Annotated in this window: 17 protein-coding genes and 1 tRNA gene; 12 read left to right on the top strand and 6 right to left on the bottom strand. The window is 60.8% G+C overall.

The genetic code is table 11. The annotated features are described in order from the left end of the window. The first annotated feature begins 50 nt into the window (after nt 1-50). From C4J91_RS24870 to pqqE, 11 genes are all read left to right on the top strand, one after another. Nucleotides 51-3,794: a bifunctional diguanylate cyclase/phosphodiesterase gene (locus C4J91_RS24870; RefSeq protein WP_124364662.1), complete on the top strand. Its 3,744-nt coding sequence runs from the start codon at nt 51-53 to the stop codon at nt 3,792-3,794. 15 nt (nt 3,795-3,809) lie between these two features. Next, nucleotides 3,810-3,886 (top strand) — tRNA-Ile (locus tag C4J91_RS24875). A 112-nt stretch (nt 3,887-3,998) separates the two neighbouring features. Continuing rightward, entirely contained in the window at nt 3,999-4,445 is a 447-nt protein-coding gene (locus C4J91_RS24880) for an Lrp/AsnC family transcriptional regulator (RefSeq protein ID WP_124364663.1), read from the top strand. Nucleotides 4,446-4,612: 167 nt separating this feature from the next. After that, nucleotides 4,613-6,295, top strand: a complete 1,683-nt coding sequence (locus C4J91_RS24885; RefSeq protein ID WP_124365213.1) for an NAD(P)/FAD-dependent oxidoreductase — start codon at nt 4,613-4,615, stop codon at nt 6,293-6,295. A gap of 10 nt (nt 6,296-6,305) precedes the next feature. Then, nucleotides 6,306-7,100, top strand: a complete 795-nt coding sequence (locus C4J91_RS24890) for a carbon-nitrogen hydrolase family protein (protein ID WP_124364664.1) — start codon at nt 6,306-6,308, stop codon at nt 7,098-7,100. Nucleotides 7,101-7,148: 48 nt separating this feature from the next. After that, nucleotides 7,149-9,512, top strand: coding sequence for a pyrroloquinoline quinone biosynthesis protein PqqF (pqqF, locus tag C4J91_RS24895; RefSeq protein WP_124364665.1), 2,364 nt, complete (start codon nt 7,149-7,151; stop codon nt 9,510-9,512). A 158-nt stretch (nt 9,513-9,670) separates the two neighbouring features. After that, nucleotides 9,671-9,745 (top strand): pyrroloquinoline quinone precursor peptide PqqA, encoded by a 75-nt coding sequence (gene pqqA, locus C4J91_RS24900; RefSeq protein ID WP_003194766.1) that lies wholly within the window; start codon nt 9,671-9,673, stop codon nt 9,743-9,745. Nucleotides 9,746-9,816: 71 nt separating this feature from the next. Further along, nucleotides 9,817-10,728, top strand: a complete 912-nt coding sequence (gene pqqB / locus C4J91_RS24905; protein WP_078739427.1) for a pyrroloquinoline quinone biosynthesis protein PqqB — start codon at nt 9,817-9,819, stop codon at nt 10,726-10,728. A 9-nt stretch (nt 10,729-10,737) separates the two neighbouring features. After that, nucleotides 10,738-11,490, top strand: a complete 753-nt coding sequence (gene pqqC, locus C4J91_RS24910) for a pyrroloquinoline-quinone synthase PqqC (RefSeq protein ID WP_124364666.1) — start codon at nt 10,738-10,740, stop codon at nt 11,488-11,490. Continuing rightward, a complete protein-coding gene (gene pqqD / locus C4J91_RS24915) occupies nt 11,487-11,762 on the top strand; it encodes a pyrroloquinoline quinone biosynthesis peptide chaperone PqqD (RefSeq protein WP_124364667.1) in 276 nt (91 codons plus the stop codon). Before pqqC ends, pqqD begins: the two co-directional genes overlap by 4 nt. Next, nucleotides 11,704-12,885 (top strand): pyrroloquinoline quinone biosynthesis protein PqqE, encoded by a 1,182-nt coding sequence (pqqE, locus tag C4J91_RS24920; RefSeq protein WP_124364668.1) that lies wholly within the window; start codon nt 11,704-11,706, stop codon nt 12,883-12,885. Before pqqD ends, pqqE begins: the two co-directional genes overlap by 59 nt. A gap of 5 nt (nt 12,886-12,890) precedes the next feature. On the opposite strand, the gene C4J91_RS24925 is transcribed toward pqqE, so the two are convergent. Together C4J91_RS24925 and C4J91_RS24930 are read right to left on the bottom strand one after the other, a co-directional pair. Then, nucleotides 12,891-13,049, bottom strand: coding sequence for a YqaE/Pmp3 family membrane protein (locus C4J91_RS24925; protein WP_003194776.1), 159 nt, complete (start codon nt 13,047-13,049; stop codon nt 12,891-12,893). A 180-nt stretch (nt 13,050-13,229) separates the two neighbouring features. Continuing rightward, nucleotides 13,230-14,492 carry an aspartate aminotransferase family protein gene (locus C4J91_RS24930; RefSeq protein ID WP_124364669.1) on the bottom strand — a complete coding sequence of 421 codons (1,263 nt, stop codon included), beginning with the start codon at nt 14,490-14,492 and terminating at the stop codon, nt 13,230-13,232. A gap of 209 nt (nt 14,493-14,701) precedes the next feature. On the opposite strand from C4J91_RS24930, the gene C4J91_RS24935 reads away from it, so the two are divergent. Beyond that, a complete protein-coding gene (locus C4J91_RS24935) occupies nt 14,702-15,601 on the top strand; it encodes a LysR family transcriptional regulator (RefSeq protein ID WP_124364670.1) in 900 nt (299 codons plus the stop codon). Between the two features lie 227 nt (nt 15,602-15,828). On the opposite strand, the gene C4J91_RS24940 is transcribed toward C4J91_RS24935, so the two are convergent. The 4 genes from C4J91_RS24940 to C4J91_RS24955 all read right to left on the bottom strand — a co-directional run bounded on the left by C4J91_RS24940 (nt 15,829) and on the right by C4J91_RS24955 (nt 23,044). Continuing rightward, nucleotides 15,829-17,607, bottom strand: coding sequence for an acyl-CoA dehydrogenase C-terminal domain-containing protein (locus C4J91_RS24940; RefSeq protein ID WP_124364671.1), 1,779 nt, complete (start codon nt 17,605-17,607; stop codon nt 15,829-15,831). A 138-nt stretch (nt 17,608-17,745) separates the two neighbouring features. Further along, entirely contained in the window at nt 17,746-19,515 is a 1,770-nt protein-coding gene (locus C4J91_RS24945) for an acyl-CoA dehydrogenase C-terminal domain-containing protein (protein ID WP_124364672.1), read from the bottom strand. An 89-nt stretch (nt 19,516-19,604) separates the two neighbouring features. Then, complete coding sequence (locus C4J91_RS24950) at nt 19,605-20,894, bottom strand: diguanylate cyclase (protein ID WP_124364673.1); 1,290 nt, start codon at nt 20,892-20,894, stop codon at nt 19,605-19,607. Nucleotides 20,895-21,238: 344 nt separating this feature from the next. Then, on the bottom strand, nt 21,239-23,044 hold the full coding sequence (locus tag C4J91_RS24955; protein ID WP_124364674.1) for a phenylacyl-CoA dehydrogenase: 1,806 nt from the start codon (nt 23,042-23,044) through the stop codon (nt 21,239-21,241). Nucleotides 23,045-23,244: the final 200 nt, after the last annotated feature.

A 23,244-nucleotide genomic window follows, 5' to 3' on the forward strand; every position in this document is an offset into this window, starting at 1 on the left:
GCAATGCCCGTCTACACTCGAGAAATTCCCCGTGCCATAACGAGACCGTTATGCCCAGATTGCCGACCGTGATACTGCTGTCGCTGCTGACCTGGACCGCAACGGCTGGCGCGTTGACTCTCACGGATGATGAGCGTAGCTGGCTGACGGACCATCAGGAGCTGCGCCTTGGGGTGGATACGTCCTGGCCCCCCTTTGAATACCGCGATGAAGAGAGCCGCTACCAGGGTTTGTCCGCCGATTATGTGCGCCTGATCCAGGATCGCCTGGGCATCCGGGTCAAGCTGATCGAGCCAGCAAACTGGACCGCTGTGCTTGAGCAGGCACGCAACAGTCAGCTCGACCTGCTACCTGGCGTCATGTCTACCCCGGAACGCCAGAGTTTCCTGGCCTTCACGCGCCCCTATCTCGACTTTCCCATCGTGATACTGGCCCATGAAGGCGGCGCCAAGCCGCGCAATCTCAACGACTTGTACGGACTGAAAATCGCAGTGGTGGAAAACTATGCGCCGCATGAATTACTGCGCACCCACCACCCGGACCTCAATCTCGTCGCGATGCCGAACGCCAGCTCTATGCTGCAGGCCCTGGCCACCGATGAAGTCGATGCGGTCGTCAGCGACCTGGCTTCCAGCGTGTGGAGCCTGCGCCAACTGAAACTCGATGGTTTGTACGTGAGCGGCGAAACGCCCTACCGCTATCAGCTGGCAATGGGCGTTCCGCAGGATGAGAAAATACTGGTGGGCATTCTGGACAAGGTCCTCGCCGATCTCAGCCCAGCCGAAACCGATGCGATCCAGCAGCGCTGGGTCGGCAGCTTCAGCGATCACCGCACGTTATGGGCGGATTTGCTGATGTACGGTCTGCCTGCGGTATTGCTGCTGAGCACCGTGCTGGCCGTTGTGATTCGAATCAATCGTCGGCTCAGCTCGGAAATTTCCCGCCGGGTCGCCCTTGAGCAAGAACTGCGCAGCAGTGAGTACCACTATCGCGGCCTGGTGGAGAGCCTGTCCGCTATCGCCTGGGAAGCCAACATCAGCGATTTCACCTACAGCTACGTGTCGCCCCATGCTGAAGAATTGCTCGGCTACCCCCGCGCACATTGGCTGATCCCCGGTTTCTGGCGCAACATCATTCATCCTGCCGACCTGACCCGCGCCGAAACGTATTGCTACCGTGAAACCCGCGCTAACCGTGATCACAGCATCGACTATCGCGTTATCACCGCCGATGGCCGCTGCCTGTGGGTACGCGACATTGTCAGCCTGATCGAATACGGCCATGAACCGGTGCTGCGCGGCTTGATGATCGACATCAGCGAAGCCAAGCGTACGGAGGAGGCACTGCAGCTGTCCGAGCAGAAGTTTGCCTCAGTGTTCCAGCAATGCCCGGACATCCTGGTGATCGCCCGCCTGTCCGACGGATGCCTGCTTGAAGTCAACAAGGCCTTTGAAGACCAGATCGGCCTGAGCGCCCAGGAGGTGGTGGGCAAAACCGCCACCGAGCTGAATATCTGGGGTGTTGAAGGCGTCGGCCCGGATCTGCTGCAACGCGTGCAGACCACCAGCATCCGCAACCTGGAGATGATTTTCTGGCGCAGCAATGGCCAGGCTTTTACCGGGCTTATTTCGACCGAGCCGTTCCAACTCGATACCACCGAGGCCCTGGTGGTCGTGGTGCGAGATATCACCCAGCTCAAGGAAACCCAACAGCAGCTGCAAACTTCCGAGGAGAAGTTTGCCAAGGCGTTTCATGCCTCTCCCGATGGCTTGTTGCTGAGCCGGCAAAGCGATGGGCTGCTGATCGAAGTGAACGAAGGCTTCAGCCACCTGACCGGCTACACCAGCGCCACGTCGCTCGACCAGTCGGCCCTGGACCTTGGCATATGGGTCGACCTCAATGAGCGCAAGCACATGCTGGAGTTGATGCAGCGCGACGGCTTTGTCCGCGACTTCATCTGCCATATCCGCCGCGTTGACGGCCAGATTCGCCTCTGCGAACTGTCCAGCCGCCCGCTGCCCATTGGCGACGAAGACTGCATGCTGACCATCGCCCGCGACATCACCGAGCGCCAGCTGATGCAGGAAAAACTGCAACAAGCCGCCACGGTGTTCGAAAGTACCGCCGAAGGCGTGTTGATCACCGACACGCGGCAGAACATCAGTGCGGTCAATCGCGCCTTCAGCGAAATCACCGGCTACAGCGAGGCCGAAGCGCTGGGCCATACCCCGCGCCTGCTCGCCTCCGGCATGCACGACAGCGCTTTCTATGCCGCGATGTGGCACCAACTGACGACCCAAGGTCACTGGCAGGGCGAAATTTCCAACCGGCGCAAGAACGGTGAGCTGTACCCGAGCTGGCTGACCATCAGCGCCGTGCGCAATCGCGAGCAGGTGGTCACGCATTTTGTCGCCGTATTTGCCGACATCTCCAGCCTCAAGCTCGCCCAGGCGCGCCTCGACTATCAGGCCCATCACGACCCATTGACCGGCCTGCCCAACCGCACGCTGTTTGAAAGCCGACTGCAGGCCGCCCTCAACGGCCAGCAGGAAAGCGGCAGTCAAGGCGCGGTGTTGTTTCTCGACCTGGACCGCTTCAAACACATCAACGACAGCCTGGGCCACCCGGTCGGCGACCTGCTGCTCAAAGACATCGCCGTACGCCTCAAGGACCAGCTGCGCGATATCGACACCGTCGCCCGCCTGGGCGGCGATGAATTCATCATCCTGCTGCCCGGCCTGCACCAGGCCAGCGATGCCCAATACCTGGCGAACAAATTGCTCGATTGCTTCACACCGCCCTTCCAGGCCGGCGAGCACGAGTTCTTTATCAGCGCGAGTATCGGCACAAGTTTGTACCCGCAGGACGGCACCGATGTCGCCACCCTAGTCAAAAATGCCGACGCCGCGATGTACCGTTCCAAAGCCAAGGGCCGCAACCGCGTTGAAAGCTACACCCGCGACCTGACGGCTCAGGCCAACGAACGTGTGGCACTGGAGCATGAACTGCGCCGCGCCATCGAACGTGAAGAGATGAGCCTGTATTACCAACCCAAACGCAGCCTGCTCACCCAGCAACTGATCGGCGCCGAAGCCTTGATACGCTGGCATCACCCGACCTTTGGCGACGTACCGCCGGAACACTTCATCGCCCTGGCCGAAGAGAACGGCACGATTCTGCAAATTGGCGACTGGGTACTGGAACAGGCCTGCCGACAGATGCACGCCTGGCAAGGCGCGTTCGATGATTTCGGGCCGCTGTCCGTCAACCTCGCCGGCGCGCAATTGCGTCACCCAAACCTGCTGTCACGCATCGAACAACTACTGCGCGATTACCGCCTGGAACCCGGCTGCCTGCAACTGGAGATCACCGAAAACTTCATCATGAGCCAGGCCGAAGAAGCGCTTGACGTGCTGCACCAACTCAAAGGCCTGGGCGTGCAGCTGGCAATCGATGATTTCGGTACCGGCTATTCCTCCCTCAGCTACCTCAAGCGCCTGCCGCTGGACTTCCTCAAGATTGACCAATCCTTCGTCCGCGGCCTGCCCGACGACCCTCACGACGCCGCCATCGTCCGCGCCATCATCGCCCTCGGTCACAGCATGCAATTCACCATCATCGCCGAAGGCGTGGAGAACCCTGCCCAGCAAGCCTTCCTCGCCGCAGAAGGCTGTGAACAGATGCAAGGCTACATCGTCAGCCTGCCCCTGCCACCGGAGCAATTTGCCGCAACCTTCCTTCGCACGAGGCAGAAGGATTTTTCGGATGGCACAGTGAACAAACCATCGTTATAATCCGCGACCTACTGAGGGCCTATAGCTCAGTTGGTTAGAGCAGAGGACTCATAATCCTTTGGTCGTAGGTTCGAGTCCTACTGGGCCCACCAATTTCAAAAGCCGCGCATTGCGCGGCTTTTGCATGTCTGGCGCCGCAGTTCTGTAAGCCCGACCAAGCCTGTAACATGCACACCCACTGCCCCCCGCACTGGAGCTCCATCCTTGCCCGCCCTCGACGAAATCGACCGCCAACTGATCGCCGCGCTGCAACTCAACGCCCGCGAAAGCGTGGCCATGCTTGCCCGGCAACTGGGCATTGCGCGGACCACGGTGACTTCGCGCTTGGCGCGTCTTGAGAAGACCCAGGTGATTACCGGTTATGGCGTGCGCCTGGGCCAGCGCGTGGCGGATGGCGGGCTGCAGGCGTATGTGGGGATTACCGTGCAACCGCGTTCGGGCAAGGAAGTGCTGCGCCGGCTGAGCGCGATGGCTCAGGTGCAGCAGTTGTGCGCGGTGAGCGGTGAATTTGATTACGTGGCGTGGCTGCGCACAGAGTCGCCGGAGCAGCTTGATCAATTGCTGGATCAGATTGGCAGTGTCGAGGGTGTGGAAAAAACCACTACTTCAATCATTCTCAGTAACAAATTGGACCGTGGGCAACCTATCTGACCAGTGATTTCGTCAGATTGACTAAAACGGGTGCAATCCGACGACACATTGCGTCTTATTAACGAACGCAACGCTCCCTAAACTGGCTGCCATCTTTTCCTATACTCAACGGGCCCTGTCCCGCCGAGTCGTCAGTAAGGTCAGCCATGAGCATTCCGTCCAGCACCATCAGCAAGACCAACCGACACCCCGCCAATGGTAAAAAGCCTATCACCATCTTCGGCCCGGATTTTCCGTTTGCCTTTGATGACTGGATCGAACACCCCGCTGGCCTGGGCAGTATTCCTGCCGCCAACCATGGTGCTGAAGTGGCGATTGTCGGCGCGGGGATCGCGGGCCTGGTGGCCGCTTACGAACTGATGAAGCTGGGCCTCAAGCCGGTGGTATACGAAGCCTCGAAAATGGGCGGTCGCCTGCGCTCCCAGGCGTTTGAAGGCGCCGAAGGCATTATCGCCGAGCTGGGTGGGATGCGCTTTCCGGTGTCGTCCACCGCCTTCTATCACTATGTGGACAAGCTGGGCCTGGAAACCAAACCCTTTCCCAACCCGCTGACGCCGGCGTCTGGCAGTACCGTCATCGATCTGGAAGGCCAGACGCACTACGCGCAAAAACTCTCCGACCTGCCGGTGCTGTTCCAGGAAGTCGCCGACGCCTGGGCCGACGCGCTGGAAGCCGGTTCGCAGTTCGGCGATATCCAACAGGCGATCCGTGACCGCGACGTGCCGCGCCTCAAAGCGCTGTGGAATAAGCTGGTGCCGCTGTGGGACGACCGCACCTTCTACGACTTCGTCGCCACCTCAAAAGCCTTTGCCAAGCTGTCGTTTCATCATCGCGAAGTATTTGGCCAAGTCGGTTTCGGCACCGGCGGCTGGGACTCGGATTTCCCCAACTCGATGCTGGAAATCTTCCGCGTGGTGATGACCAACTGCGACGACCATCAGCACCTGGTCGTTGGCGGCGTGGCCCAGGTGCCCATGGGCATTTGGCGTCACGTACCGGAGCAATGCGCCCACTGGCCTGCCGGCACCAGCCTCAGCTCATTGCATCGAGGCGCGCCACGGGCCGGCGTGAAGCGCATTGCTCACGCCGCCGACGGCCGTTTCGCCGTCACCGACAACTACGGTGACACCCGCGAATACGCCGCCGTGTTGACCACCTGCCAAAGCTGGCTGCTGACCACCCAGATCGAATGCGACGAAACCCTGTTCTCGCAAAAAATGTGGATGGCCCTGGACCGCACGCGCTACATGCAGTCATCGAAAACTTTTGTCATGGTCGACCGCCCGTTCTGGAAAGACAAAGACCCGGAAACCGGCCGCGACCTGATGAGCATGACCCTCACCGACCGCCTGACGCGCGGCACTTATCTTTTCGACAACGGCGACGACAAGCCTGGGGTGATCTGCCTGTCCTACTCGTGGATGAGCGACGCGCTGAAAATGCTGCCCCAGCCCATCGATAAGCGGGTCAAACTGGCACTCGACGCGCTGACGAAGATCTACCCGAAAGTCGACATCAAGGCGCGCATCATCGGCGACCCGATCACCGTGTCCTGGGAAGCCGACCCACATTTCCTCGGGGCCTTCAAAGGTGCATTGCCCGGCCACTATCGGTATAACCAGCGGATGTATGCGCACTTCATGCAGAAGGACATGCCCGCCGAACAACGTGGGATTTTTATCGCCGGCGACGACGTTTCCTGGACCCCAGCCTGGGTGGAAGGCGCGGTACAAACCTCGCTGAACGCGGTGTGGGGCATCATGACCCACTTCGGCGGCAGCACCCATCCGGAAAACCCAGGGCCCGGCGATGTGTTTGACGAGATAGGGCCAATCGCCCTGCCCGAATAAGGAGCCTGACATGCGTGTCGCCCTGTACCAATGCCCGCCACTGCCGCTGGACGTGGCCGGTAATCTCAAGCGCCTGCAGCAACTGGCGCATGAAGCGTCGGGTGCCGATGTGCTGGTGCTGCCGGAAATGTTCCTGACGGGCTACAACATTGGCGCCGAAGCCACAGGCGCCTTGGCCGAGGCCCGGGATGGCGAGTCGGCACACACCATTGCTGAAATCGCGCAAAGTGCCGGGCTGGCGATTCTGTATGGTTACCCGGAGCGGGCCGAAGACGGCCAGATCTACAACGCCGTGCAGTTGATCGACGCCCACGGCAAACGCCTGTGCAACTACCGCAAGACTCACCTGTTTGGCGACCTCGATCACGCGATGTTCAGCGCTGGTGAGGATGACTTCCCGCTGGTGGAAGTGAACGGCTGGAAGCTGGGTTTCCTGATTTGCTACGACCTGGAGTTTCCGGAAAACACCCGGCGCCTGGCCCTGGCCGGTGCCGAACTGATCCTGGTGCCCACTGCCAATATGGTGCCGTTCGACTTTGTCGCCGACGTCACCGTGCGGGCGCGGGCGTTCGAGAACCAATGTTTCGTGGCCTATGCCAATTACTGCGGGCACGAAGACGATATTCAATATTGCGGCCAAAGCAGCATTGCCGGGCCCGATGGCCAACGCATCGCCCAGGCGGGCCTGGATGAAGCGTTGATTGTCGGCACGCTGGACCGGCAATCGATCCTCGACGCCCGCGCCGCCAATCATTACTTGCACGACCGTCGCCCCGAGCTTTACGGCGCGCTGCACAAGCCCTGATCCACCGGGTTTGCTAGCATAGGCGCTTCCCCCGCTTCGGAAGTGCCCATGCCTGCGTCGGTTCACGCTCAACCCCTGCACCTCACTCTGGCTAATGGCCTGCGGATTCGCCTGCGCCATGCACCGCGCTTGAAGCGCTGCGCGGTTGTTTTGCGGGTGGCTGCCGGCAGCCATGACGCGCCATTGGCATGGCCGGGGCTGGCGCACTTCCTTGAGCATTTGTTGTTTTTGGCAACCGAGCGCTTTCCGGCAGACGAAGGGTTGATGGCCTACGTGCAGCGCCATGGCGGGCAAGTGAATGCCAGCACCCGCGAGCGCACTACCGAATTCTTTTTCGAGCTGCCGGTTCCGACCTTCGCCGATGGGCTCGTGCGGTTAGCCGACATGCTGACGCACCCTCGTCTGGCCCTCGACGACCAACTACGCGAGCGCGAAGTGCTGCACGCCGAGTTCGTTGCCTGGTCGCAAGATGCCAAGGCGCAGCAACAGGTGGCCTTGCTGGAGGGCTTGGCCGCTGATCACCCGTTGCGCGGCTTCCATGCGGGCAATCGCGACAGCCTGCCAGTGGAATGTGAGGCTTTTCAGCAGGCGTTGCGCGAATTTCATCAGCGCTTCTATCAAAGCGGGCAGATGACGTTGAGCCTTGCCGGCCCACAATCGCAGCAAGACCTGGAAGCGCTGGCGCAGCAATTCAGTGCGCAGTTGAACGGCGGCCCGTTACATCCCCAGGCCGCGCCGCCAGCGTTGATGGCCGGGCAAGCCAGGGGCTATCAACATGTTGCCGATCATCATCTGCATCAGGTCATCACCTGTGACGCACCGCGCGAAGCGCTGGCGTTTCTCTGTACCTGGCTCAACAGCCCGGCGCCGGGTGGCTTGCTCGCTGAACTCAAAGCGCGACGCCTGGCGACTGCCTTGCACGCCTCGGTGCTGTACCACTTTGCCGGACAGGCTGTGCTGGATATCGACATCCAAGGCGATGCGACTACACAGATCGAGGCGCTGCTGCACGACTGGCTGAGTTTTTTCGCACACAGCGACTGGACGCCCCTACGCGAAGAGTTCGCCTTGCTGACTGCTCGCCAACAACAAGTCCAAAGCGCCCTGGGGCTGGCACGCAACGACCTTGAAGACGTATCGGACCAAAGTCTCGCAGCGCTCAAGGCCATGCTCGACGCACTGCATCTGCCGCCCGCCAGGCATGAATGGCAGCTTGCGCCGGCTAACCCGTTTCTTCGTCCCGCTGCTCAAGAAGAACGTGCCGGCTTGATTCGCGGCCAGACCAGCGCCCACCGGGGCTTGCGCACATTCGCCCAGGACCGCTCGCGGGGCCGACGGGAAACATCGGCGCTGACATTCAGCCAGGCATTGGCCAATGACACCGGTGAAGGCGCCCTGTACCTGCGCTGGCGATTTGAGGGCGCCGTGCCTGCTGGCCTGGACAGTCTGTTACAACCGCTGCGCGACAGTGCCGGTCAAGCGGGCGTCGAGTTGGCTTTCGAAACCATCGCCAATGACTGGCAGGTAAAAATGCTCGGTTTCCACGAGCCCATGCCAGCCGTGCTTGAAGCAATGACGCGCTGCTTGAGCACTGCCGCTGAACACTTGGCGCCTCCACCCCCTGCACCGATGATTGCCATCCGCGAATTGCTCAAGGCATTGCCCGCCTGCTGTGCCGGCGTTCAGCCGACGCCCCAAGCGACGCCAGCCTCGTGGGCCACCGCCCGCTGGCACGGGCTGGGCTCAGGGTTGCCGGCAGCCTGTGAAGCGGCGATCAAGACCGCAGCAGCCCGCTTGCCTGGGCAGCCTGCGCCTTTCCAGTGCGAGCCTCAACCGCTCAAAGGTCAGCGCCGCTGGCACGAGATCAACACCGCGTCCAGCGAAGCGGCGATGCTGTTGTTTTGCCCGACACCCACTCAAGCCCTGTCCGATGAAGCCGCCTGGCGCTTGCTCGGTCATCTGCTTCAGGGCCCGTTCTACCAGCGTCTGCGGGTCGAACTACAAATCGGCTACGCCGTTTTCAGTGGCATCCGACAGGTCAATGGGCAGACCGGCTTGCTGTTCGGCGTGCAGTCTCCCAGCGCATCCCTCGGTGAGATCGTCGAACAGGTGCAGACGTTCCTGGCACAACTGCCGTCGTTGATCGAGCGCAGCGCAGACATGGGCAACAAGGCCTTGGCGCAGCAATTCACTGCCCAATCCCTGCCGATGGCCCAAGCCGCTGATTTGCTGTGGCATGCGCAGTTGGCGGGCCACTCATCGGGTTATCTGGAACAATTACAAGAATTGATACAAAGCTGCTCGCGGGACGATATGCGGCGCGCCGCGCAACAACTGAACGACGCCACAGGCGGCTGGCGCTGCATCGCCAACGGCCCGTGCATCGGGGGGCGCTGGCAGCCAGCGGCGTGATCATTGCCAACCGTGCAACAGGCTTTTTCTTTCGGGACAGCGCTAACTTGAAAAGAATTGCGTAATATTCCCACGCAATATCTGAACATCTCCCATGGGAGGTGGACTATATGTACTACTTGGTAGTGAACATCCCGTCCCTTGATAGGAGTATGAATATGACCTGGTCCAAACCTGCTTACACTGATTTGCGCATCGGTTTCGAAGTCACCATGTACTTCGCCAGCCGTTAATCCGCTGGGTAATACAACGCCTCGGTTCGCCCGGGGCGTTTTTGTTTTGAGCTGTGCTTGATGGAGCGATCATGTTTGTCCAGATTCTAGGTTCCGCCGCCGGCGGCGGCTTCCCGCAGTGGAACTGCAACTGCGTGAATTGCGCAGGTTTTCGTGATGGTAGCCTGCGGGCCCAGGCGCGGACCCAGTCGTCCATCGCGATTTCCGATGATGGTGTGAATTGGGTACTGTGCAACGCATCGCCGGATATCCGCGCACAACTGCAAGGGTTTGCGCCGATGCAACCGGGCCGCGCCCTGCGTGACACCGGCATCAGCGCGATCATCCTGATGGACAGTCAGATCGACCACACCACCGGCCTTCTGAGCCTGCGCGAGGGTTGCCCGCACCAGGTGTGGTGCACCGACATGGTCCATGAAGACCTGAGCACCGGTTTCCCGCTGTTCACCATGCTTACTCACTGGAACGGCGGCCTGGCCTGGAACCGTATTGAGCTGGACGCCAGTTTCACCATCCCGGCCTGCCCCAACCTGCGCTTCACGCCACTGCCGCTGCGCAGCGCCGCCCCGCCGTATTCTCCGCACCGCTTCGACCCGCACCCAGGCGACAACATCGGCCTGATCGTCGAAGACCTGCGCACTGGTGGCAAACTGTTCTATGCCCCAGGCCTGGGCAAGGTCGACGCGCCGCTGCTGGACATCATGGCCGGCAGCGACTGCCTGCTGGTGGACGGCACGATGTGGGACGACGACGAAATGCAGCGCCGTGGCGTCGGTACCCGCACCGGCCGCGAAATGGGCCACCTGGCGCAAAATGGCCCTGGCGGCATGCTCGAAGTGCTGGAACAGTTGCCCGAGCAGCGCAAAGTGCTTATCCACATCAACAACACCAACCCGATCCTCGATGAAGATTCCCCCGAGCGAGCCGAGCTGGTGCGGCGTAATGTCGAAGTAGCCTACGACGGCATGAGCATCGAGTTGTAGGAGACTCATATGACTGATACACCGATGACCCCTGAAGCATTCGAACACGCCCTGCGCGCCAAAGGCGCCTTCTATCACATCCACCACCCGTATCACGTGGCGATGTACGAAGGCCGCGCCACCCGCGAGCAGATCCAGGGCTGGGTCGCCAACCGCTTCTACTATCAGGTGAACATTCCCCTCAAGGACGCGGCGATCCTGGCCAACTGCCCGGACCGTGAAATCCGTCGCGAATGGATCCAGCGCCTGCTCGACCACGATGGCGCGCCCGGCGAAGACGGCGGCATCGAAGCCTGGCTGCGCCTGGGCCAAGCCGTCGGTCTCGACCCGGACCAACTGCGCTCCCAGGAACTGGTATTGCCCGGCGTACGCTTTGCGGTAGACGCCTACGTCAACTTCGCCCGCCGCGCCAGTTGGCAAGAAGCCGCCAGCAGCTCCTTGACCGAACTGTTTGCGCCGCAGATCCACCAGTCGCGCCTCGACAGTTGGCCGCAGCATTACCCGTGGATCGACCCGGCCGGCTACGAATACTTCCGCACCCGCCTGGGCCAGGCCCGTCGCGACGTGGAACACGGGTTGGCGATCACCCTGCAGCACTACACCACCCGTGAAGGCCAGGCGCGCATGCTGGAAATTCTCCAGTTCAAACTGGACATCCTGTGGAGCATGCTTGACGCCATGAGCATGGCCTACGAACTGAACCGCCCGCCATACCACAGCGTGACCGAGCAGCGGGTGTGGCATAAAGGGATCATCCTATGAGCTTTGATCGCAGCAAAAAACCGACCTGGCGCCCGGGTTACCGCTTCCAGTATGAGCCCGCGCAGAAAGGCCATGTGCTGCTTTACCCGGAAGGCATGATCAAGCTCAACGACAGCGCCGCGCTGATTGGTGGCTTGATTGACGGTGAGCGCGACGTGGCGGCCATCATCGCCGAGCTGGACCGGCAATTTCCCGGCGTGCCGGAACTCGGTGATGACATCGAGCAATTCATGGAGGTCGCCCGTGCCGAGCACTGGATCACCCTTGCCTGAAAAACCCGCCATCGGCCTGCCGCTGTGGCTGCTCGCCGAGCTGACTTACCGCTGCCCGCTGCAGTGCCCGTACTGCTCCAACCCGCTGGATTTTGCCGAGCAGGGCAAGGAGCTGAGCACCGAGCAATGGATCAAGGTCTTTCGCGAGGCCCGCGAAATGGGCGCCGCCCAGCTCGGGTTTTCCGGCGGTGAACCGCTGGTGCGCCAGGACCTGGCCGAACTGATCTTCGAAGCGCGCAAGCTGGGGTTCTACACCAACCTGATCACCTCAGGCATTGGCCTGACCGAACAGAAGATCAGTGATTTCAAAAAGGCCGGCCTGGACCATATCCAGATCAGCTTCCAGGCCAGCGACGAACAGGTCAACAACCTGCTGGCCGGCTCGAAAAAAGCCTTCGCGCAAAAGCTCGAAATGGCTCGGGCGGTGAAAGCCCACGGTTATCCGATGGTGCTGAACTTCGTCACCCATCGGCATAACATCGACAAGATCGACCGCATTATCGAGCTGTGCATTGCCCTCGAGGCGGATTTTGTCGAGCTTGCCACCTGCCAGTTCTACGGCTGGGCGCAGCTCAATCGTGTGGGGTTATTGCCGACCAGGGAACAACTGGTACGCGCTGAACGCATCACCAACGAATACCGCGCCAAGCTCGAAGCCGAAGGCCACCCGTGCAAGCTGATTTTCGTCACGCCGGATTACTACGAAGAACGCCCGAAAGCCTGCATGAATGGCTGGGGCAGTATTTTTCTGACAGTGACACCGGACGGTACCGCCCTGCCCTGTCATGGTGCCCGACAAATGCCGGTGCAGTTTCCCAATGTGCGCGACCACAGCATGCAACACATCTGGTACGACTCGTTCGGCTTCAACCGTTTTCGTGGCTACGACTGGATGCCCGAGCCGTGCCGTTCATGCGATGAGAAGGAAAAGGACTTCGGCGGCTGCCGTTGCCAGGCCTTCATGCTCACGGGGGATGCGAGCAACGCCGACCCGGTGTGCAGCAAGTCCGAGCAGCACGGCATCATCCTTCAAGCGCGGGAAGAAGCCGAACACGCCACCCAGACCATCGAGCAACTGGCGTTTCGCAATGAGCGCAATTCGCGCCTCATCGCCAAAGGCTGAGGGTCTCAGCGCTTGGCGATGATGTACACCGCGTGAATGATGCCGGGGAAGTAACCGCACAGGGTCAGCAGAATGTTCAGCCAGAACGCGCCGCCGAAGCCTACTTGCAGGAACACACCCAGTGGCGGCAGCAGAATAGCGATGATGATACGAATGATGTCCATGGGTCAGCTCCAGAAATCGGCTCGTGTGAGCCGTGTAGCTAATCGACCTTGGCGCTTCGTGAGGGTTCAGTAGGTTCTGGCGTTGGGCCATCCTTTAATCAACAGACAAAAAAACGCCCCCAGCCAAAAGAATCAGGCTGGAGGCGCCGCGTATCCCGCGAGACGGTTCAGGAAATGGGGTTAGACGGCAATGCCCTTGCGGCATTGCAGTTGGGCGGTGCGTACCCGAGAGAAGGCACGGGCAAGGCGCAGAAGCATTTCGTCGATGTGGTTTTTGCTGACATTCAGGGCGGGGGTAAAGCGCAGACAATCAGGCTGCGTAGCGGTGAGGATCACGCCTTCGTGCAGCGCGGCCTTTACCACCGCAGCCGCAGAATCGTCCGACAGCGTGAGGCCCCATAGCAGACCGTTGCCGCGCAATTGTCCGTGTTCATAACGGTGAGCCAGGCGCGCAAGGCCTTCTGCCAGGTACGTGCCGGATTCGCGTACCTGTTCAAAAAAGCCGCTGGCCAACACGGCATCGAGTACCGCACCACCCGCTGACGCCATCAGCGCATTGCCGTGATGCGTGCCGTCCAGCTCGCCCGCCTCGAAGCAACAGGCTGTGCCGCGCGCCAGCAACGCCGCGAGGGGCACGCCACCGCCCAGGCCTTTGCCGAGGGTAATGATGTCGGCGCGTACGCCGTATTGCTGTTCGGCGAGCAGGCTGGCGCAGCGGCCGATGCCGGTTTGCACTTCGTCAAGAATCAGCAGGATCCCCAGCTCGCCGCACAGGCGTTCGACGCCTTTGAGGTAGTGTTCGGTGGCGGGAATGACACCCGCGGCGCTCTGGATTGGCTCCAGCATGATGGCGACGGTGTGCGCATCGACGGCGGCGTGCAGCGCCGGCAGATCGTTGAACGGCACATGGCTGAAGCCCGGCAGTTGCGGTTTGAAACGGTTTTCGCAGGCACCTGCCGAAGCCGACAAGGCCGCGAAACTGCGGCCATGGCAGCCGTTGCCTGCCGTGATGATGTGGTAAGCCCCGCCGCGATGCAACTGGCCCCATTTGCGCGCCAGCTTGATGGCGGCTTCAGAGGCTTCCGCACCGCTGTTGAGCAGGTACGCCTGATCGCTGCCGGTGTGATGGCACAGGCGATCAACCAGGTCGAGCTGAGCCCGGTTGTGCAAGCCCATCCCAGGGTTGATCACGCTTTGCATCTGCTCGGCAATCGCGTCGCGCACGACTTGTGGACTGTGACCGAGGCTATTGGCGCCGCTGCCTTGGCTGAAATCCAGGTAGGCACGGCCGTCGCTGTCCGACAGCCAGGCGCCTTGACCCTGGACGAATACTTCGGCGGGGCGGGTGGCAGACGGCATCAGACAATGGCTGGAAAAATCACGATGCGGATCATGAAGCACCAGGTCGTCAAGGCTAGGCGCGGCGCGCCGGAACAGGTTCACAGTTCACCTCTGACAGCAAGCGGACCTTGGTCGGTACCAGGTGCAAGCTCGGTGCTGAGGTGTGTTGCCTTGCCTATGTAAACGCCATTACCAAAAACGTTATTCATTGCTCGATCCGGCCCTGCAAGCCCTGCGAATAGGCGCTAGACTAGGCGTCTCAAGGGCCCACGGCCATTTCGATTTTTCAGCTTTTTCGATAAGCAAAACTTATGGATTTCAAGCAACTGCGTTATTTCGTCGCGGTTTACGAAGAAGGTCATGTAGGCCGTGCCGCCGAGCGTCTGTCGATCTCCCAGCCGGCCTTGTCGCAGCAGGTTCGCCAACTGGAACAGAACCTGGACGTGAGCCTGTTCGAGCGCAGCAGCAAACGCCTGCTCCCTACGCTGGCAGCACACACGTTATACAACCATGCCTTGCCCCTGATCGACGGCATGCAGCAAGCCGTGGAGGCGTTGCGCAACTTCAAAGGCCAGGCGATGCGCACCTTGGCCATCGGCGTGCTGCAAACCGTGCACACCAGCCTGGTGCCGCAGATGCTCGAGCGAGTGCGCAAGGCCCAACCTCACCTGGTGGTGCAGATCTACGAATTGACCGGGCTGGAAATCGAACGCCGGCTGCTCAACGGCTCGCTGGACATCGGTATCAGCTACCTGCCACCGCGTCAGCCGGGCCTGCATGGCGTGTTGTTGTATGAAGATGAATTGAAGGTGGTCATCCCTGAGCAGCATCCCTTGCGGGAATTCAAGAAGGTCTCGCTGAAACAGGCAGCCGAGTTGCCCATGTTGCTATTGGGCGAGGAATTTCAGGTGCGCCAGATCTGGCAGGCCCAGTTGGCCAACCTGGGCCGGCGCCCGCAGGTGCAGGCGGAGCTCAATACCATGGTGGGGATTCTCGACAGCTTGCCCCACACCCAGTTGGCCACTGTGCTACCGGGGCGCTCACAGGACGAACACAACAGCCAGTCGTTGCTGTGGAAACCATTGAGCGAACCCAGGGTGCCGTTGAAAGTCGGATTGGTGTGCCGTGACGTGCAGCGCCAGCAAGCGACGGTGGCATTGCTGCTCACGTTGCTGGAAGACGTGATGAATGCCCCGCAGGCAGGCGCCTGACTTTTTCGCGGGCAAAAGAAAACCCCGCCGAAGCGGGGCTTTGCAGACTGTTTCCCTGACATCCATTTCACTCCGCCATCCTGGCAGAATCCTACGTGTCCGTGTTGTTGCTTTGCGCTTCCTGCGCGACGTCCATGTGAAGTAGATTATCCGTGGATCCAATATGGCGATAGAGGACGATTAGCAGCACGTCATGTAAGAGAATGCTTACATACGTGCCTCGCCCCCTAGAACAGCGCTTCATCCATCAGGAACAGTGATTCGCTACCGGCTTTTACCGACGCGCTCAACGAGTGAATACGCGGCAACAGGCGTGCAAAGTAGAAGCGCGCAGTGCCCAGCTTGCTGGCATAGAAATCCTCTTCGGCCTCTTTGCCCAACGCGGCCTTGGCCATGCGCGCCCACATATAGGCGTACGCCATGTAACCGAACGCATGCAGGTATTCCACCGAGGCTGCGCCGATTTCATTCGGGTTGGTCTTGGCACGGTCCAGCACCCAGGCGGTCAGTTCATCCAGGTTATCCACCGCCGCGCCGAGCGGACGGGTGAACTCGCCCAATGCCTCGCCCGCAGTGGCGATGAACTGGCGGATCTCATCGGCGAACAAGGTGTAGAACGCGCCACCGCTGCCGACAATCTTGCGCCCCATCAAATCCAGCGCCTGGATACCATTGGTGCCTTCGTAGATCTGGGTGATGCGCACATCACGCACCAACTGCTCCTGGCCCCACTCGCGAATGTAGCCGTGGCCACCAAATACTTGCTGGCCGAGCACGGTGGTTTCCAGGCCCAGGTCCGTGAGGAATGCCTTGGCGACCGGCGTCAGCAACGCCACCAAATTGTCGGCGCGCTCGCGGGCGGCGGCGTCTTCGCTGAACTTGGCGATGTCCAATTGCGTTGCGACGTAGGTGGAGAACGCACGGCCGCCTTCGTTCGCCGCCTTCATGGTCAGCAGCATGCGGCGCACGTCCGGGTGCACGATGATCGGGTCGGCGGGTTTTTCCTTGGCTTGTGCGCCCAATGGAGAGCGGCTCTGCAGCCGGTCGCGGGCATATTCAATTGCGTTCTGGTAGGAGCGTTCCCCGGAAGCCAGGCCCTGAATGCCCACCCCCAGGCGCTCGTAGTTCATCATGGTGAACATCGCCGCCAAGCCACGGTTAGGCTCACCCACCAGGTAACCCACCGCTTCGTCGAAGTTCATCACGCACGTCGCGGAGGCCTGGATGCCCATCTTGTGTTCGATCGAACCGCAGTTCACCGGGTTGCGTGCGCCGAGGCTGCCGTCGGCGTTCACCATGAACTTCGGTACCAGGAACAACGAGATACCTTTGGGGCCCGCCGGTGCATCCGGCAGTTTGGCCAGCACCAGGTGGATGATGTTTTCGGTCAGGTCGTGTTCGCCGCCGGTAATGAAAATCTTGGTGCCGCTGACTTTGTAGGAACCGTCCGCTTGCGGCTCCGCCTTGGTGCGAATCATGCCCAGGTCGGTGCCGGCATGGGCTTCGGTCAGGCACATGGAACCGGCCCACTCGCCGGAATACATCTTCGGCAGATAGGTGGCCTTGAGTTCCTCGCTGGCGTGGGTATTGATCGACACGCAAGCGCCCGAGGTCAACATCGGGTACAGGCCGAAAGCCAGGCTCGACGAGTTGATCATCTCTTCGACCTGTGCCGACACCGCCTTGGGCATGCCCATGCCGCCGTACACCGGGTCGCCACCCACACCAACCCAGCCGCCTTCGGCGTAAGTCGCGTAGGCCTGGGGGAAACCGTCCGGCGTAGTGACCGCACCGTCCGTCCAATGGCAACCTTGCTCATCGCCGCCACGGCTTAACGGCGCGATGGATTTGGCGGTGACCTTGCCGGCTTCTTCGAGGATCGCTTCAACGGTTTCGGCGTCAACCGTATCTGCCAGGGCAGGCAATTGGGCCCACGTCGTGGCGACTTCAAAAACTTCGTTGAGGACGAAGCGCATATCACGCAACGGCGCTTTGTAATCAGCCATGGCAAACCTCGTGAGAAGGTGAAAAGTGATTCGATAGGATCGGTTTTACAGACTCCGAGTGTACCCGAACAACTTTTCAGACACATAGGGTCCGTTCGTGACCAATAAGTATTTATAAGTCACAACGACCCGTTCGGCCTATAGGGAAAACGCGCGCGCCGGTAAGCTCATCAGGCAGTCGCTGCCCGCCTCCACCGCAGCCCGGTGCATGGCGGTGCGTAGCAACAGGCGCTTGAAGTAAAAGTCGCAGGTCGCCAGTTTGCCCTGGGCAAACTCTGGCTCGTGGTGTGCCTGCGCCGCGATCGCCATGCGCAACCACAGGTAGGCAAGGATTATGTAGCCGCTGTACATCAGGTAATCCATGGCCGCCGCGCCCACTTCGTCGGGATTTTTCATCGCCGCCGTGCCGACCTTCAGGGTCAGCTCACCCCATTGCTGGTTCAACTGGTTGAGCTGCTCTACAGCGGCCTTGAGTTGCGCGTGCTCGGCATTGGCGACGCAGAACTTATGCACAATTCTGGTAAAGCCGCGCAGCAACTTGCCCTGGCTGCCCAGCACCTTGCGCCCCAGCAGGTCGAGGGCCTGGATACCGTTGGTGCCTTCATAGATCGGCGCAATCCGGGCATCCCGGACCAATTGCTCCATGCCCCACTCGCGAATGTAGCCATGGCCGCCGAATACCTGCATACCGTGGTTGGTCACCTCCAGCCCGGTTTCGGTCATAAAGGCTTTGCAGATCGGCGTGAGGAAGGCCAACAGGTCCTCGGCCTCTTGGCGCTGGCCGGCGTCGTCACTCAGGTGCGCCGTGTCGAGCAACTGGGCGGTGAAGTAGGTCAGCGCGCGATTACCTTCGTTGAAGGCTTTCATGGTCAGCAGCATGCGGCGTACGTCGGCATGCACGATGATCGGGTCGGCGGCTTTCTCCGGGGCCTTGGCGCCAGTCAACGAGCGCATTTGCAGGCGGTCGTTGGCGTATTTGATCGCGCCCTGGAAGCTCGCCTCGCCATTGCACAAGCCCTGCATCCCAGTGCCCAGGCGCGCGTGGTTCATCATGGTGAACATGCAGTTGAGGCCTTTGTTCGCCTCACCAATCAGGAAGCCCTTGGCGCCGTCGAAGTTCAGCACGCAGGTGGCCGAGGCCTTGATGCCCATCTTGTGCTCGATGGCGCCGCAGTGCACCGCGTTGCGTTCACCGGAGTCGGCATGGAACTTGGGCACGATAAACAACGAGATGCCTTTGGTGCCCGCCGGTGCATCCGGCAGTTTGGCCAGCACCAGATGGATGATGTTGGCACTCATGTCGTGCTCGCCGGCCGAGATGAAGATCTTGCTGCCCGTGACCGCATAACTGCCGTCGGCCGCAGGTACGGCGCGGGTCTTGATCAAGCCCAGGTCGGTGCCGCAGTGGGCTTCGGTCAGGCACATGGTGCCGGTCCATTCGCCAGCGGTGAGCTTGTGCAGGTAAGTGGCTTTCTGTTCGTCGGTGCCGTGGGCGTGGATCGCTGACATTGCACCGTGGGTCAGGCCTGGGTACATGCCCCAGGAGGTGTTGCTGGAGCCAATCATCTCGCTCAGCACCAGCCCCAGTGACTGCGGCAAGCCTTGGCCGCCGTAGGCCGGGTCTGCCGCCAGGCCATGCCAGCCGCCGTCCACGTACTGGGCGAAGGCTTCCTTGAAGCCCTTGGGCGTGGTCACCACACCCTGATCAAAATGACAGCCCTCTTCATCGCCGCTGCGATTGAGCGGCGCGAGTACGTTCTCGCAGAACTTCGCGCCCTCTTCGAGAATTGCATTGACCATGTCGGGGCTGGCGTCCGTCGCGCCCAGGGCCGCGTAATGGCCGTGGAAGTCGAACACGTTGTCGATCAGAAAGCGCATGTCGCGCAGGGGAGCTTTGTATTCAGGCATGGCAATGTCTCCGGCGGCAGATAGTTCAACCTACTGCCGGCCAACGCCCCGGACAATCACTGTAGCGCTGCTGAATACAGCACCATTACTCAACCGGCAGCACGCTCCATACGCACCGCACCGCGACGGTTCTGCCCGGCCGCAATCACACAATTGCGCCCAGCGCCCTTGGCGGCATACAGCGCCTGGTCGGCGCACTTGAGCACTTCTTCAGCGCTGCGCTGCTCGGCCTGACGCTCGGCCACGCCGATGCTGACGGTCACCGACACACTCGAGGCGCCGCTGCCGGCCCGACGCTGGCGGCCTTGATGGTCGTCAGGGGGGCGGTCCGGGTTGCGCAATTTGATCGCATAGTTGGCGATGATCTCGCGAATTTCCTCCAAGTGGGGCAGGCATTCATCCAGGCTCTTACCGGCGAACACCACGGCAAACTCTTCCCCGCCGTAACGATAAGCACGCCCACCACCGTTGACCTTGGACAGCTTGCTCGCCACCAGGCGCAACACCTGGTCACCCACGTCATGGCCATGGGTGTCGTTGAAACGCTTGAAGTGGTCGACGTCGCCCATCGCCAGCACGTAGTTGCGCCCCAGCCGCTGCATGCGCTCGTTAAGGGCGCGGCGCCCCGGCAAGCCGGTCAGCTCATCGCGAAACGCCATTTGATACGCCTCGTGCGCCACACCGGCAGCGATCATCAGCATGACCTGGCTGCACATGATGTTGAGGGTAAACGGCAGGATGAAGGTTTGCGGCAGCATCCAGAACATCCCCAGCAACCCCACCAGTTGCGCGGCGTGCAGCGGGCGCGGCTGATACCAGTACTGGGCGGCCAGGGTGAGAAAGCCGATCAGAAACATCGGGTATGACAGCTGGATCAGGCTCATCCAGGCGCCATGCAGCACCGGCCAGCGAATTTCAGCCAACCAGTCCAGCACGCCCTGGGGATAACTTTGCTCCAGCGCCAGCGCCACGCTGCCGACGGCCAGCAACACCGCGCAACGTGCGACGAAGTCGCGGAACAGGTGGGTCTTTTCCTGCCACAGCGCATACACGCTGAACAACAAGGGCAGCAGCAGGCAGCACAGGTGAAACACCACGGCGGCGTCTTCGCGCACGCGGCCATTATCGCGGTAGAAATCGGTCTGGGTGTCGAGCAGGAAATAAGCGACATACACCGTGATCATCAGGAACAGCTCACGCTGGCGCCGGTACACCGCGCAGTACGCACCGCCGAGTAACAGCACCAAGGTTGGCAGTACGTTGAACAGCGAGGTGAAGAAGACGTTGAGGTCTTTGAGATACGCAGCAGAGAGCCCGGCCAGCAACAGCAGTAACGAGGGCAGGAAATGGCTGAACCGTACAGCAGACACGCGTGACAAGGGTAAAACTCCGACCCGCAAAAAATGATGGCATAGTGCCTCTGCGCGACCAGTTAACCACAACTCGTCCGGCATGTATCACATTGCCATCACTGTAACGGCACCGGCTGGTAATCCCTTAATGCCAGAGCGCATTTTTATGACCGACAGTGACCGAATGTGGGAGGGGGCTTGCTCCCGATAGCGGTGGGTCAGCTACAAAGGGGCTGACTGATACACCGCTATCGGGAGCAAGCCCCCTCCCACAGGGGATCGCATTAACACTCTCAGGCTCGTGGCATTACAACTGGCGAAAAAAAACCGCCGCCCCTTAGGGCGGCGGTTTTGGAAGATCCCGGTGCAGCTTAGTAAGCCAGGCCGAAGTCTTCTTCTTTCATGTCCATCAAGTTGCTGGCGCCCGACAGCATGGTTGCCACGTGGGTGCGGGTGCGCGGCAGGATGCGCTGGAAGTAGAAGCGCGCGGTCTGCAGCTTGGCGGTGTAGAACGCCTCTTCGGTGGTGCCAGCAGCCAGTTTTTCAGCGGCCAGGCGGGCCATGTCGGCCCAGAAGTAAGCCAGGCACGCGTAACCGGAGTACATCAGGTAGTCCACCGAGGCGGCACCGACTTCTTCACGGTCTTTCATCGCGGCCATGCCGACCTTCATGGTCAACTCGCCCCACTCTTTGTTCAGCGCCGCCAGCGGTGTAACGAACTCTTTGACCGCGTCATTGCCTTCGTTGGCCTGGCAGAACTTGTGGACGATCTTGGTGAAGCCCTTCAGCGCTTCGCCTTGGGTCATCAGCACTTTACGACCGAGCAGGTCCAGCGCCTGAATGCCGGTGGTGCCTTCGTACAGCATCGAAATACGGCTGTCGCGAACGTTCTGCTCCATGCCCCACTCAGCAATGAACCCGTGGCCGCCGTAGATCTGCACGCCGTGGTTGGCGGACTCGAAACCGACTTCGGTCATGAACGCCTTGGCGATCGGGGTCATGAAGGCCAGCAGGCCATCAGCCTGTTTCTTGGCTTCGTCATCGGTGCCGTACTTGACGATGTCCACTTGCTTGGCGGTGAAGTACACCATCGCACGGTTGCCTTCGGCGAAGGCTTTCATGGTCAGCAGCATGCGGCGCACGTCGGGGTGCACGATGATCGGGTCGGCGGCTTTTTCCGGCGCTTTCGGACCGGTCAGGGAGCGCATCTGCAAGCGATCACGCGCATATTTGAGGCCGCCCTGAAAGCCGATTTCGGCGTGGGCCAGGCCTTGCAGCGCAGTCCCCAGACGCGCGGTATTCATAAAGGTGAACATACAGTTCAGGCCTTTGTTCGCCGGGCCGATCAGGTAACCCGTGGCCGCGTCGAAGTTCATCACGCAGGTGGCGTTGCCGTGGATACCCATCTTGTGCTCCAGGGAGCCACAGGTCACCGCGTTGCGCTCGCCCACCGAACCATCGGCGTTGGGCAGGAACTTGGGCACGATGAACAACGAGATACCTTTGGTGCCAGCCGGTGCATCCGGCAGGCGCGCCAATACGATGTGGACGATGTTGTCGGCCATGTCGTGTTCACCGGCCGAGATGAAGATCTTGGTGCCGGAGACTTTGTAGGAACCGTCAGCCTGGGGTTCGGCCTTGGTGCGCAGCATGCCCAGGTCGGTGCCGCAGTGCGGCTCGGTCAGGCACATGGTGCCGGTCCACTCGCCCGAGACCAGTTTGGTCAGGTAGGCGTCTTGCTGCTCGGGCGTGCCATGCTCGGAAATGGTGTTCATCGCGCCATGGGACAGGCCTGGGTACATGCCCCACGACCAGTTGGCTTCGCCGACCATTTCACTCACCGCCAGGCCCAGGGACTCCGGCAGACCTTGGCCGCCGTGCGCCACATCGTGAGCCAGGCTCGGCCAGCCGCCTTCGACGAACTGTTTATAGGCTTCTTTGAAACCTGCTGGGGTTTTAACGCCTGACTCGCTCCAGGTACACCCTTCGATGTCACCCACGCGGTTCAACGGTGCCAGCACTTGCTCACAGAACTTGGCGCCTTCTTCCAGAATGGCGTCGACCATGTCCGGCGTAGCGTCCTGGCAAGCCGGCAGGCTCTGATAGTGCGCTTCATAGCCGAGCAGTTCGTCACGCACGAAGCGAATATCACGCAAGGGGGCCTTGTAGTCAGGCATAGCGATAAACCTCTGCTGATGTATCTGGGATGAACAACCGCGTGGATGTGTGATGGCGGTCAAACAGGTGTTTGAAACATACGTTTACGACCTGGGGTTGTCAAGCGTCGGCCCGATGCCGTTTGTCTTGATGCGGGTCAATGGCAGGCACGGCGAAGCCTGTGGCGGGTTGCCGCTTCACAAATGAGTACAGGGATTTA

It is taken from the genome of Pseudomonas sp. R3-52-08, from assembly GCF_003851745.1.
GTDB lineage: Bacteria > Pseudomonadota > Gammaproteobacteria > Pseudomonadales > Pseudomonadaceae > Aquipseudomonas.

What these genes read in the sequence shown, in the direction of transcription:
- C4J91_RS24870 (WP_124364662.1), top strand. Translation starts at nt 51, where the DNA reads ATGCCCAGATTGCCGACCGTGATACTGCTGTCGCTGCTGACCTGGACC.
- C4J91_RS24890 (WP_124364664.1), top strand. Translation starts at nt 6,306, where the DNA reads ATGCGTGTCGCCCTGTACCAATGCCCGCCACTGCCGCTGGACGTGGCC.
- pqqF (WP_124364665.1), top strand. Translation starts at nt 7,149, where the DNA reads ATGCCTGCGTCGGTTCACGCTCAACCCCTGCACCTCACTCTGGCTAAT.
- pqqB (WP_078739427.1), top strand. Translation starts at nt 9,817, where the DNA reads ATGTTTGTCCAGATTCTAGGTTCCGCCGCCGGCGGCGGCTTCCCGCAG.
- pqqC (WP_124364666.1), top strand. Translation starts at nt 10,738, where the DNA reads ATGACTGATACACCGATGACCCCTGAAGCATTCGAACACGCCCTGCGC.
- pqqD (WP_124364667.1), top strand. Translation starts at nt 11,487, where the DNA reads ATGAGCTTTGATCGCAGCAAAAAACCGACCTGGCGCCCGGGTTACCGC.
- pqqE (WP_124364668.1), top strand. Translation starts at nt 11,704, where the DNA reads ATGACATCGAGCAATTCATGGAGGTCGCCCGTGCCGAGCACTGGATCA.
- C4J91_RS24925 (WP_003194776.1), bottom strand. Translation starts at nt 13,049, where the DNA reads ATGGACATCATTCGTATCATCATCGCTATTCTGCTGCCGCCACTGGGT.
- C4J91_RS24935 (WP_124364670.1), top strand. Translation starts at nt 14,702, where the DNA reads ATGGATTTCAAGCAACTGCGTTATTTCGTCGCGGTTTACGAAGAAGGT.
- C4J91_RS24940 (WP_124364671.1), bottom strand. Translation starts at nt 17,607, where the DNA reads ATGGCTGATTACAAAGCGCCGTTGCGTGATATGCGCTTCGTCCTCAAC.
- C4J91_RS24945 (WP_124364672.1), bottom strand. Translation starts at nt 19,515, where the DNA reads ATGCCTGAATACAAAGCTCCCCTGCGCGACATGCGCTTTCTGATCGAC.
- C4J91_RS24955 (WP_124364674.1), bottom strand. Translation starts at nt 23,044, where the DNA reads ATGCCTGACTACAAGGCCCCCTTGCGTGATATTCGCTTCGTGCGTGAC.